Below are 11,023 nucleotides of genomic sequence, written 5' to 3'. Positions count from 1 at the left end.
GTGCCGCAAGACGCCACCCGCCTGCGCTGGTTTACACGTGACCACCGCCCACGACGCAGCACATGAACTCAATGGCGCAGACACGCGATGCGTGCGCGGGCCGGCACCCGGCCCGCGTCACCGCACCTCAAATGCGTTACCGCTGCGGTACGCCGTTGCGCCACTCGCCCCAATGCGTGACGATGTCCTGAACCAGCGGATTGCCCGCGAGGAACAGATTATCGATCGCGATCGTGAAGCCGCCTTGCGACGCGTAGTTGAGCAGATTATCGGCGCTCGACTGGCCCGCATACGGCCGGTCGAAGTCCGAGCCGGCGCGCAGCACCGCGACGCGATTCAGGTCGACGCGATGCACGTTTGCCGCACGTGTCAGCGCCTCGAAGGTGGCGTTGTCCTCCTGCTGCGTCGTGCAATAGGTGCCCTTGCCGTCGGTCAGGATCTTCGTCCATTGCCGCGCTCGCTCGCCGAGGTCGGTGCCTGACCACCAGGTGTCGCCCGCGAGCGTGTCGCACTGGATCACGGTCGGCGGACGGTTCGCGGGTGCATAGCTGTACCTGGCGCGCGCGGCCTGCGCCTGGGCGTCGTCGGTGAGCGTCACGTTGCGAGACAACGCGAATGCCGCCTTCGTGAGCGCGGGGTTCAACTGGAACACTTCGGTGCGATAGTCGAGCGGCGGCTTCTGCGTCGGGCCCGTCGTGTTGATGCCGAGATAGCCGGTGTTCCAGCCCGCCGGAATTTCGCGTCCGTCGATCTCCCACTGAATCCCGAAGTCGACGAGCCAGTTCGCCCACGCAGCGGAACCCACGGTCCCCTGAAGCGGATCGATACCGGCGATGCCCGCCACCATGAAGTATGTGTGGCGCAAGTCGAAACGCGGCGAGAACGTCAGCGCCATGATCGACGCGGCGGCGTTCGCGTGCCCCATGCCCGTCGTCATCACGCAGACATCCTGCCGGTTGCAATGCACGGCCGGGTAATCGGGGGACAGACCCGCGACGGTGATGTCCTGCCACGGTCCGAGATGATCGAGCCACACCTGCCCTTCCGGACCGAACATCGAAATGATCATCACCTTGACCGCTCGGCCATGCGACGCGTCGTCGTCCTGCGCGAAGCTGTCTTCGGCATGCGCGATGGCAGGTGCAGCGGCCGCGCCGGCCACGAGCAACGATGAAATCACTGCGCCAAAAGCACGATTTAGCATAAAAGGTCCCACCTGTCATGTAAGAACCGCGGTTACGAAACGTGAATCGCGTGCCGTGTTGTCGACTGATGTCGTGGTTTTTTCTCGGCGTGCAGCGTGGGACCTGGGCATGCGCCATTCAGGCGAGAGTGAGTATAAGCGGAGAAAAAAATCGCCTGTTACGACCTGCAACGACTACGACTGAACCTCTCCCGCAAGCCACCGTCTCACCCGGAGCATTCGGCAGGGGATCGCGTCAGTCAAACGCGGTCCCGCCTTTCAACCGCGATCGGAGGAAACAAACATGCCAAAGAAGCGCTCAGTTCGAACGTCAGCCAGCAATGGCAGTGACGGCGGCAACGGCCGCGTTCTCGCCGCCCCCGTCTTCTCGCAGCCGCAGCCAACGCCAGATCCGCAAACCTTCATCGTCAGGCACGCCTCCGATGTGGCGGCCTACCGGATGATCGACGAACTCAACCGCGAGCACAAACTCAAGGCCCTTCCGTTTCCTGCGCCGCGCGGCGGCGTCGAGCCCCGCCTGACACTCGCGGACGTGATCGACAACGATCAGACCGTCCTCGACCAGATCAACGCGAACGCACAGATCGTTTTTCACTCGACGGGCGATTGCGGCAGTACCCGCGGCCCCAAAACGCAGAACGAAGTCTCCGACAAGATGGTCAGCGACTTCGACGAAACCGATCCTGCCGAAGTGCCGCAATTCAACTTTCTGCTGGGCGACATTGTCTACAGCTTCGGCGAAGCGCAGTACTACTACGACCAGTTCTACGAACCCTATCGCGACTATCACGCACCGATCCTCGCCGTTGCCGGCAATCATGACGGGATGATCTCGCCTTTGCAGCACGAAAAGAGTTTGCAGGCGTTTCTGCGAAACTTCTGCTCCGACTGCTTTCAGGTCTCCCCCGATGCAGGCAATCTTTCACGTACTGCGCAAATTCAGCCGGGCGTCTTCTTTACATTCGAAGCGCCGTTCGTGCGCATCATCGCGTTGTATAGCAATACGCTCGAAGATCCTGGCGTGATCTCGAACAGCGACATCGGCAACAGCCAGCTGAAGTTTCTCAAGGCGGCGTTGACGCGGGTGAAAAAGGAGGGCTACAGGGGCGCATTACTGTTCGCGCATCATCATCCGCCGTATGTCGCTCGCGGACGTCACGGCTGGAGTATCGAGATGCAGCAGCAGATCGATGCGATATGCGAAGAGGTGGGCGTATGGCCTCATGCCGATCTTGCGGGACACGCGCACAACTATCAGCGCTTTACTCGCACGCGTCCGGACGGCACCCACATTCCGTACATCGTGTGCGGCAACGGCGGACACAACGTACAACGACTGACCACCAACGGGCAACCGCCGCTTCGTGCACCGCAGCTGATCCAGGCCGCAACGAAGACCACCGATGCCGTGGTCATCGAAAACTACGACGACCAGAATTACGGCTATTTGCGTATCGTCGCAAACGCCACGCAGTTGCGCATCGAATATCACGCTGCCGTCGACGGACCGTATACCAAAGCGCCCGACGACCAGGTGACCGTCGATCTGGCCACACGCCAGCTTTCCCACTACGTGGCCCGCAATGCTGGCATACCGGCACTCGCCACGCGCATCCGCGAATTTGCGCAAAGCGGGAAACTCTGACGCCGATCGGAACGTCAGCCCCGGTGTTCTGAGGAATTCTGTGGCTCCTCCAGGTTCCTCTTCTCCGGAATCTGCGCACGGTTCATGCTGTCCCGGCGATTGATAAAGACTCTTATTCAAGCCCACTCGGCAGGGATCACACACGTGACATGTGGTCAGATCCGGACATGACGCCTGGAGACTTTGCCGATGCCAATTCTTCAAAATGCCATCGGCGAAAACACCCAACCGTACCAGGAAACGCCAGGGTGAGCGCGGCTGCATCGGGCGATGCATCGTATTTTTCGTAGTTATCCTTACTAGAATCGATTCCCCTGCTCATCGTGGCACATCGTATGCGCGAGACGGCTGCTGGCCTACGCGCAGAATTCGAGCGTGCACCGGCGCACTTTCGAAGCGGTTTGTAGGAAGAAAGGGGCGGACGATGAACCGAGCGACGAAATACACGGCGACATGGGTGGTGGCTTTAGCGCTGTCCGGTGCGGCTTACGCAGCGGCGGGTGGCAACGGCGGCGGCGGCGGCGGTGGCGGCCACGGTGGCGGCGCGGGCGGCAACGGCGGTGGCCACGGTGCTGGCGCAGGCGCAGGCGTGGGTGGCAACGGCAACGGCAACGGCAACGGCAATGGCAACGGCAACGGCAATGGCAATGGCAATGGCAATGGCGGCCACGGTGCGGGCGTCGGTGCGGGCGTCGGTGCGGGCGTCGGTGCGGGCGTCGGTGCGGGCGTCGGTGCGGGCGTGGGTGCGGGCGTGGGTGGCAATGGCGCGGGGGTCGGTGCGGGCGTCGGTGCGGGTGTAGGTGGCAACGGTGCAGGTGCGGGATCGGGAGCGGGCTCCGGCGGCAATGGTGCCGGGTCAGGCGGCAACGGTGCGGGCTCGGGAGGCAGCGGTTCCGGCTCCGGTGGTGCCGGTGCCGGTTCGGGCGGCGCGGGTGCGGGTGCGGGTGCGGGTGCGGGTGCGGGTGCGGGTGCGGGTGCGGGTGCGGGTGCGGGTGCGGGCGCGGGCGCGGGCGCGGGAGCGGGCGCGGGTGCGGGCTCCGGCGGCAATGGTGCGGGCTCGGTTCGGGTGGCGGCGGTGCCGGTTCGGGTGGCGCCGGCGCCGGTTCGGGTGGCAATGGTGCGGGTTCGGGAGGGGGCGGCCACGGTGCCGGCAGCTCTGGCGCAGGCAGCTCTGGCGCAGGCAGCTCTGGCGCAGGCAGCTCTGGCGCAGGCAGCTCCGGTGCAGGCAATTCGGGCACGGGTAGCGCAGGTGGAGGCGCCGGCGGTGGTAATGCGAGTGCTGGCGGCCCTGGCGTGGCATCGGCCAGCGCCCTGGGAAGCATGTTCGCCCGGCTGCGCATGAGGCAGAACGTAGTCGCGGTAATGCCCCGGACCGCGCCGAACTCCATCGCGCACCCCGCGCCGGCAACATACGGCCAACCGAGGGCGGGTGCGGGCGGGAGCACAAACGCCTCCTCGACGGCGACCTCGGATACCGGCTACGGCCCGCCAGGCGCCGTTGGCACGGGCACGGGCACTCGTAGTACGGCAGCCGCCATACCGGTCAGCAGCCAGTACAGCCCGCCGGGTGGCGTCAGCCCGAGTCCCGGTTCGGGTCCCTGGGGCGGCTTCGCCGTGGATACGGGCGGTATTGAACCACCGATCCTGACCCCCAACGGGCCGGTCAAGTGATCGAGGACGGCTGCCACGCCGAAGCGTCATAGCGACAGGGTTGGTGCTGCCGTTGCATCTTCCGCTTCGTGGGGTGGTTCCAGGCGAGTATTTCCGGATCAGCGAGTGATGCTTGCGCCCGGCTCGATGGGTTGAGCCGGGATGTGCCCTCTCTTCAAAAAGCAGGTTGCGGTAGCGGTCGCTAACAGCTTTCCATCGAAGGACTTCAATGTACCCTCCGAGGTCGCGATGTTTCGAGAGATGTGGACCGAGCGAGCCTCGGCCACCAGATCCTGACCGATCGGTACGGGTCGCAACATCTAGACTTGCAGATCGATCGTGCCGTATCCAACGCCCGCTTCCAGCATCGAATGAACTGCGCAGCCCGTTGCGGAGTCGAGTACCGTTGCCGCGAAGCCGCCAGGAGGGTTGAGATGTTGCTTCTCCGCGCGCGCTGAAAGCTTTACATAGCCTGGATCGACGTCCAGAAACGTCATCGGTGGAATACATTGCTATGTCGTCGTCCTTGCTTGCGTCGCGCCGAAGTCAGCGCGACCGCAGATCGCTCGACAGCGTCGGCGATCCGCTTCGACAGCGCCGGATCCGGCACCGCGCGCGCCAGCGTGACTCCGCCCGACAACATCACAAGCAGCGCGATCGCACGGTCGTCGCGCACCGCGCCGGGTTCGTCGGGCAGCCCCGCCGAGACCTCCTCGATCAAGCGGCGCAACTCTGCCTCATTGGCTTCGCGAGTCTTTCGGTATCTACTGCGCCTCCCCCGCGACTGGTCTAAGGCAAAATAAACGCGGAAATCACGCGCGACGGGTGGCACCGCTCGTCGCGCCAATCGCACGCGTGGAGATGCGCCATGGAACGCCGCCCGAAAAACCGCTTCATGCTGACGGCGCTGGCGCTCCAGCTGGCTGGATGTGCCGCCGGCGGCGTCCCACCAAGCGGGCCACATCTGAGCGCAACGGAGTGCCGTGACCTCGCCGCACTCAGGAGCAACGCGCCTCCGACGATGGCGCAACACCAAAGCGAGGTTGCAGCGTTGAGGAAGGCAGGCTACGCCCCGTCACCATGGAACGACCCGTACTACCCCGAGGATCTACAAGTGGCGCAGCACCGGGTCGAGCAGTGGTTTGCAACGGAGTGCCAGCAGTCTCAAGCCGGGTGAGAAGCCCCGATACACCGGCAATCTTCAGCCGTCAGTCGAGACCGTCACGCTCTCCCAGGCACGAATTTCGTCTTCCAGCGCCGACAGCTTGTCCCTCACGAGCCCCAGAGCATCGCTACCGAGCAAAAGATGCGCGGGCGGGTGGTCCGCGGCTATTGCGGCAAGCATCGCGCGTGCAGCCTTTTGGGGATCGCCCAGTTGTTTGCCGCTTTTCTCCTCGCGCGCTTTGCGGACAGGGTCGAATATCGTGTCGTAATCCGGGATCGAACGCGGCGTCCGTTGCATCGAGCGACCGGCCCAGTCGGTGCGGAAGGAGCCAGGCGCGACGGCTGTCACCGCGATGCCCAAAGCCTTGACCTCTTTACCCAGCGCCTCGGAAATGCCCTCCAGTGCGAACTTGCTCCCGCAGTAATAACTGATGCCCGGCATGGTGATATAGCCGCCCATCGACGTGATGTTCAGAATGTGGCCACGCCTGCGCGCACGCATGAACGGCAGAACCGCCTTCATCATGGCGACAGCGCCAAACACATTGACGTCGAACTGTCTGCGCATTTCGGCCAGCGGCGATTCTTCCATGACGCCTTCATGCCCGTAGCCGGCGTTATTGACCAACACGTCGACCGGCCCGACGCTCGCCTCGATTTCCTCGACGATACCGTCGATCGCATCGAAGTCGGTCACATCGAGCACGCGTGCGAATGCGCAATCCGCAGAGAGAGACTCGAACTCGCGCTTCGCCTCCACACTTCTCACGGTACCGACGACTTTGTGACCTGCCACAAGCGCCTCTTGCGCAAGCGCGCGGCCAAAGCCGCTGCTTACGCCAGTGATGAGCAGAATTTTGCCGGACTCCATTGAAGCTTCTCCCGAATGTTGGCTGGTGAGTGCATACTAGTCTGACGCGCGGAGCGCGCAAAGCAAAATTCCGCTATTTTTCTTGCCTAAAACTATGAGCACGAAGCGGGCCTCTACCCACAATCCCGACCTCCCGTCGCGCAGCCGCAAGCGCATCATTGCGTTGCTTCGCGCGTTGGCGCCCGAGGAGGGCTACAACCTCACCGCGCTGCCCGGCGTGCGTATTCTGCGTTCGAACCGGCCGCTGTCACGCACGCCGGTGCTCTACGACCCCGGCATCGTGATCGTTTGTCAGGGGAGCAAGCGAGGCTATTTCGGCGACCATCTCTACCTGTACGACGAACAGCACTATCTCGCCGTGTCCGTGCCGGTTCCGTTCAGCATGGAAACCGATGCGACCGAGCAGCGGCCATTGCTTGCGCTCTACTTGCATCTCGATTTCACGCTGGCCGCGGAACTGGCGGTACAGATCGATCGCGAAGGCGTAACCGGGCACGTGCAAGCGCCCCAAAGCATGATGTCGACGCGGATGGATGACGCAATGCAGATATCTGTGCTGCGCTTGCTCGAAGCGATGCATCGGCCTCTCGAAGCCGCAGTATTGGGCCCGTGCCTGCTGCGCGAACTCTATTTCCGGGTGCTCACAGGCGCACAAGGCGGTTCGATGCGCGAGGCTTTGGCGATGCGCGGTCAGTTCGGCCGAATTGGCAGATCGCTACGCCTGATCCATGCCGGCTATGCAAAGCCGCTGGACGTGATGCAGTTGGCGCAAGAAGCGGGCATGAGCGTTCCGAGCTTCCATAGCCACTTCAAGGCGATCACACAGGTTTCGCCTATGCAGTACGTCAAGTCGACGCGTTTGCATCAGGCTCGTCTGTTGATGCTCCGCCAGGACCTGACCGCCGAAGCAGCGAGCCTCGCAGTGGGTTACACAAGTGCATCCCAGTTCAGCAGGGAGTTCAAAAGACTCTTCGGCCTGACGCCTGCAGCGGAAACGAAGCGGATGCGCGCGAGCTTTGCCATTCCGGAGCCGTTAGCGGATGCGATATATGTTTCGTCGCATTGAGTCTGGCTCGCTTTGGGCTTAATGGGCGACAACGTTGCGGAAACGATGTCAACGGGCAGAGCCCGCGCTCTGTCACGGATGTTCCAGCAGATCCCGTTTCCGCATTAATGCTCTCAGTATTCCAAATTAATATTCACGCGATCTACTTACGCAGACATTTCGCTAGCCCTCTCCGTTCTGATAGGTGTGGAATGCCGCGGCACAGGCTACAGTTTGCATCGAGGGCGCCCCTGCGTCCTCTCTTGGTGTCTCCTCAAACCTCTTGCCCGCCTCGTGCGGGTATTTTTTTGCCTCGCGAATACGCTCACGCAATCACCCTCCCCTTCGACGCAATACGCATAAACCCATTATTTGGGACGTCGAATGATTAAGTGTTTACACGAATGGGTTAGCACGCCACTCTTTTCATAATATCAACGCACTGTATGCGGCGGTACGAGACTACTCCACAGGAGGCACCGTGACGGGCATCCGACTGAGCGGCGTAACGAAGCGGTATGGCGAAACCGAGGTGATCACCGGCCTCGACCTCGACATTCAATCCGGTGAGTTCCTCGTCTTCCTCGGCCCTTCGGGTTGCGGGAAATCCACCTTGCTGCGCATGATCGCCGGCCTCGAAACCGTGAGCGACGGTCAGATCAACATTGGCGAGCGGCGCGTGAACGACCAGCCGCCAGGCAAGCGCGGCGTGGCGATGGTGTTCCAGCACTACGCGCTCTACCCACACATGACCGTGTACGACAACATGGCGTTCGGCCTGCGCAATACCGGCGTGAGCGCGGGCGAAGTCGACCAGCGCATCAACGAGGCCGCGCGCATGCTCGAACTCAGCCCGCTGCTGCAGCGCCGCCCTGCCCAGCTTTCGGGCGGCCAGCGCCAGCGCGTCGCCATCGGCCGCGCCGTCGTCAAGGAACCCGCAGCATTTCTCTTCGACGAGCCACTCTCCAACCTCGACGCCGCGTTGCGCACCCGCACGCGGCTCGAGCTCGCGCGCATTCATCAGCGCCTGCACTCCACCATGGTGTTCGTCACGCACGATCAGGTGGAGGCCATGACGCTCGCCACGCGCATCGTCGTCATGAACCGCGGGCGTATCGAGCAGATCGGCGCACCGCTCGACATCTACAAGCGGCCCGCCACGCGCTTCGTCGCGGGCTTCATCGGCACGCCGGCCATGAACTTCATCGATGTCGAGCGCGTTGGCGACAACGGGGGCCGGCTAATCGTCGCTCTGCCGTTCGATGGCGTTGAGGCGCCCACCGCGATTGCCGCGGCGAGGCTGCCAGCAGGCAAGCTCACGCTGGGCGTGCGTGCCGAACACGTGCTGCTGGACCCGCAAGGGCCGCTGGTCGGCCGCGCCGAAGTCATCGAACGGCTGGGCGACCGCTCGCTCGCGCATGTGAGCATGCCCAACGGTCAATTGCTCGTGGCCGAATTGCCGCGCGCACGCGAGCTCGAAATCGAGACGGGCGACACCATCCGCATGAGTCTCGACGCAGCCCACCTGCATGTGTTCGATGAAACTGGCAAGGCCTGGCATGGCCTCTAACCGCTCGCTCGCCATGCGGCTTGCGCAATCGCGCAAGGGCCGGCGGCGCAACCTGCGGGCGCCGTGGTCCAACGCGCTGTTCGTGCTGCCCTTCGTGATCGTCTACGTCCTGTTGCTGATCGTTCCGCTGTGCTTTGGCTGGTGGCTCAGCCTGCAACGCGTGGATTTGCTCGCCGGCACGAGCGAATTCATCGGCATTCGCAACTATCTCGACCTCACCCTCGACCCGATCTTCCGCGGCGCGCTGCGCAACACGTTCTACTTCGTCATCCTCACGGTTCCCGTGTTCGTGCTGCTCGGCCTCGCGCTCGCGCTGGTGCTGAACCGGCCAGGGCGCTTCGGCGCCGCGCTGCGCGCGCTCTTTTTCGGCTCTTCCGTGTTATCGGTCACAATCGTCACGCTGGTCTGGAAACTCGTGATGATGCCCGGCAACGGCCTGCTCGCCGACCTGAGCCACGCGCTCCATTTGCCGGAATTCGTTCCGTTGATGCACGAGGCCACCGCGCTGCCCGCCATCGCCGTCGTCACGGTCTGGTGGATCATGGGCCTGCCGATGATGCTGTTCCTGGCCGCGCTCCAGCAGATTCCGCAGGAACTCTACGAGGCCGCGGCGCTCGACAGCGCCTCGCGCTGGCGCACGTTCACGAAGATCACGTTGCCTTCCATCTGGCGCACCGTTGCGCTCGTGGCGGTGATCGAAGCCGTGCTGCAGTTTCAGTTGTTCGGCCAGGCCCAGTTGCTCACGGACGGCGGCCCGAACAATTCCACGCGACCGCTCGTGCAATTCATCTACGAAACCGGCTTCCGCCAATGGTCGTTCGGCTATTCCGCAGCGGCGGCGCAAGTCCTGTTCGCGCTGATGCTGATCGGCGTGGTTGCACAGGCCTGGCTTCTGCGCAAGAAGGAGAGGGTATGAGCACGCTCGCTTTCGAAACCCGCTCCCGCGGTTCGCTGACGGGCCGCATGGGCGACTGCCTGATGCTGGGCGCCGTGGTCGTGCTCGCGCTTTTCTGGATCACCCCGCTCGTCTGGGTGCTGTGCCTCTCGTTCAAGCCGAATGCATTTCTCGAACGGCACACCGACGTGCTCTTCTCGCCGCCCTTCACGCTGCAGAACTACACGAACATCCTCAACACCTCGGCGGTGGGCGGGTGGCTCGTCAACAGCCTCATCGTTTCGATCGGCCAGACGCTGCTCACGCTCGTGATCGCCTCGCTCGCTGGCTATGGCTTCGCGCGCACCGAGTTTCCCGGCAAGCGTTATATCTACGTGCTTTGCCTTTGCGGACTCGCGGTGCCCGAACAGGCGCTCGTGATTCCGCTGCACCATATCTTCGCCACGCTCGACTGGCACAACACCTATGGCGCGCTGATCCTGCCGCGCCTTGCCTCGCCGTTCGGCGTCTATCTCATGACGCAGTACTTCAAGGCCGTGCCCATCGAGATCGAGGAGGCCGCGTTGCTCGACAATGCCTCGCGCTTCAAGGTGTTCTGGCGCGTCGTGCTGCCGCTTTCGCTGCCGGCGCAGGCTACGCTCGCCATCTTCACGTTTCTCAGTGCGTGGAACGACTATCTCTGGCCGCTCGTCTCCGCGTCCAAGCCAGAGATGTACACGCTGACGATCGGGCTCGCCTCCACGCAAGGCAATTTCGCGCAGTCCGAAGGCATCGGCTACCTCATGGCGCAGGCCGTCTTCGCCGGCTTGCCCATCTTCGTGCTGTATCTGTTCTTCCAGAAGTACATCGTGGCGGCCGTAGCCGGCACCGCAGTTCGGTAGGCGGTGACACCGAATCATACATCGGCCGGTCGCCCATTGATTCGCAGTACAAACAAACGATCCACTGGTAGCACGTGAACAACGCGCCAGCGGGGTCT

At 63.2% G+C, this 11,023-nt stretch carries 10 protein-coding genes and 1 pseudogene; 7 read left to right on the top strand and 4 right to left on the bottom strand.

The window, feature by feature from the left end; all coding sequences use genetic code 11:
* Window positions 1-136: 136 nt before the first annotated feature.
* Window positions 137-1,204 (bottom strand): purine nucleoside permease, encoded by a 1,068-nt coding sequence (locus AB3X99_RS12680; RefSeq protein WP_368617104.1) that lies wholly within the window; start codon window positions 1,202-1,204, stop codon window positions 137-139.
* A gap of 283 nt (window positions 1,205-1,487) precedes the next feature.
* Between AB3X99_RS12680 and AB3X99_RS12675 the strand changes: the two genes are divergently transcribed.
* Together AB3X99_RS12675 and AB3X99_RS12670 are read left to right on the top strand one after the other, a co-directional pair.
* A complete protein-coding gene (locus AB3X99_RS12675) occupies window positions 1,488-2,849 on the top strand; it encodes a metallophosphoesterase (protein ID WP_069266384.1) in 1,362 nt (453 codons plus the stop codon).
* A gap of 424 nt (window positions 2,850-3,273) precedes the next feature.
* Window positions 3,274-4,191 carry a hypothetical protein gene (locus tag AB3X99_RS12670; RefSeq protein WP_368617103.1) on the top strand — a complete coding sequence of 306 codons (918 nt, stop codon included), beginning with the start codon at window positions 3,274-3,276 and terminating at the stop codon, window positions 4,189-4,191.
* Window positions 4,192-4,618: 427 nt separating this feature from the next.
* On the opposite strand, the pseudogene AB3X99_RS12665 reads toward AB3X99_RS12670, so the two are convergent.
* Window positions 4,619-4,981, bottom strand: a pseudogene (locus AB3X99_RS12665) (PaaI family thioesterase); the annotation flags it as partial.
* Between the two features lie 11 nt (window positions 4,982-4,992).
* Window positions 4,993-5,229: a hypothetical protein gene (locus AB3X99_RS12660; RefSeq protein ID WP_368617102.1), complete on the bottom strand. Its 237-nt coding sequence runs from the start codon at window positions 5,227-5,229 to the stop codon at window positions 4,993-4,995.
* A 138-nt stretch (window positions 5,230-5,367) separates the two neighbouring features.
* Here AB3X99_RS12660 and AB3X99_RS12655 point away from each other — a divergent pair, with 138 nt between their 5' ends.
* Entirely contained in the window at window positions 5,368-5,676 is a 309-nt protein-coding gene (locus AB3X99_RS12655; RefSeq protein WP_368617101.1) for a DUF4148 domain-containing protein, read from the top strand.
* Window positions 5,677-5,700: 24 nt separating this feature from the next.
* On the opposite strand, the gene AB3X99_RS12650 is transcribed toward AB3X99_RS12655, so the two are convergent.
* On the bottom strand, window positions 5,701-6,534 hold the full coding sequence (locus tag AB3X99_RS12650; protein WP_368617100.1) for an oxidoreductase: 834 nt from the start codon (window positions 6,532-6,534) through the stop codon (window positions 5,701-5,703).
* Between the two features lie 94 nt (window positions 6,535-6,628).
* Here AB3X99_RS12650 and AB3X99_RS12645 point away from each other — a divergent pair, with 94 nt between their 5' ends.
* The 4 genes from AB3X99_RS12645 to AB3X99_RS12630 all read left to right on the top strand — a co-directional run bounded on the left by AB3X99_RS12645 (window position 6,629) and on the right by AB3X99_RS12630 (window position 10,925).
* A complete protein-coding gene (locus AB3X99_RS12645) occupies window positions 6,629-7,600 on the top strand; it encodes an AraC family transcriptional regulator N-terminal domain-containing protein (protein ID WP_368617099.1) in 972 nt (323 codons plus the stop codon).
* 460 nt (window positions 7,601-8,060) lie between these two features.
* Window positions 8,061-9,149, top strand: coding sequence for an ABC transporter ATP-binding protein (locus tag AB3X99_RS12640; RefSeq protein ID WP_368617098.1), 1,089 nt, complete (start codon window positions 8,061-8,063; stop codon window positions 9,147-9,149).
* Window positions 9,139-10,065 (top strand): carbohydrate ABC transporter permease, encoded by a 927-nt coding sequence (locus AB3X99_RS12635; RefSeq protein WP_368617097.1) that lies wholly within the window; start codon window positions 9,139-9,141, stop codon window positions 10,063-10,065. Before AB3X99_RS12640 ends, AB3X99_RS12635 begins: the two co-directional genes overlap by 11 nt.
* On the top strand, window positions 10,062-10,925 hold the full coding sequence (locus AB3X99_RS12630) for a carbohydrate ABC transporter permease (protein WP_368617096.1): 864 nt from the start codon (window positions 10,062-10,064) through the stop codon (window positions 10,923-10,925). Before AB3X99_RS12635 ends, AB3X99_RS12630 begins: the two co-directional genes overlap by 4 nt.
* Window positions 10,926-11,023: the final 98 nt, after the last annotated feature.

The organism is Paraburkholderia sp. BR10882 (assembly GCF_040948855.1).
GTDB classification, from domain to species: Bacteria; Pseudomonadota; Gammaproteobacteria; order Burkholderiales; family Burkholderiaceae; genus Paraburkholderia; species Paraburkholderia nodosa_A.
Note: the sequence above shows the minus strand (reverse complement) of the source record. Positions and strands in the feature narration are given on the sequence as shown.

Excerpts from the sequence above, each read along its gene's own strand:
- AB3X99_RS12680 (WP_368617104.1), bottom strand. The coding sequence starts at position 1,204 with ATGCTAAATCGTGCTTTTGGCGCAGTGATTTCATCGTTGCTCGTGGCC.
- AB3X99_RS12675 (WP_069266384.1), top strand. The coding sequence starts at position 1,488 with ATGCCAAAGAAGCGCTCAGTTCGAACGTCAGCCAGCAATGGCAGTGAC.
- AB3X99_RS12670 (WP_368617103.1), top strand. The coding sequence starts at position 3,274 with ATGAACCGAGCGACGAAATACACGGCGACATGGGTGGTGGCTTTAGCG.
- AB3X99_RS12655 (WP_368617101.1), top strand. The coding sequence starts at position 5,368 with ATGGAACGCCGCCCGAAAAACCGCTTCATGCTGACGGCGCTGGCGCTC.
- AB3X99_RS12650 (WP_368617100.1), bottom strand. The coding sequence starts at position 6,534 with ATGGAGTCCGGCAAAATTCTGCTCATCACTGGCGTAAGCAGCGGCTTT.
- AB3X99_RS12645 (WP_368617099.1), top strand. The coding sequence starts at position 6,629 with ATGAGCACGAAGCGGGCCTCTACCCACAATCCCGACCTCCCGTCGCGC.
- AB3X99_RS12635 (WP_368617097.1), top strand. The coding sequence starts at position 9,139 with ATGGCCTCTAACCGCTCGCTCGCCATGCGGCTTGCGCAATCGCGCAAG.
- AB3X99_RS12630 (WP_368617096.1), top strand. The coding sequence starts at position 10,062 with ATGAGCACGCTCGCTTTCGAAACCCGCTCCCGCGGTTCGCTGACGGGC.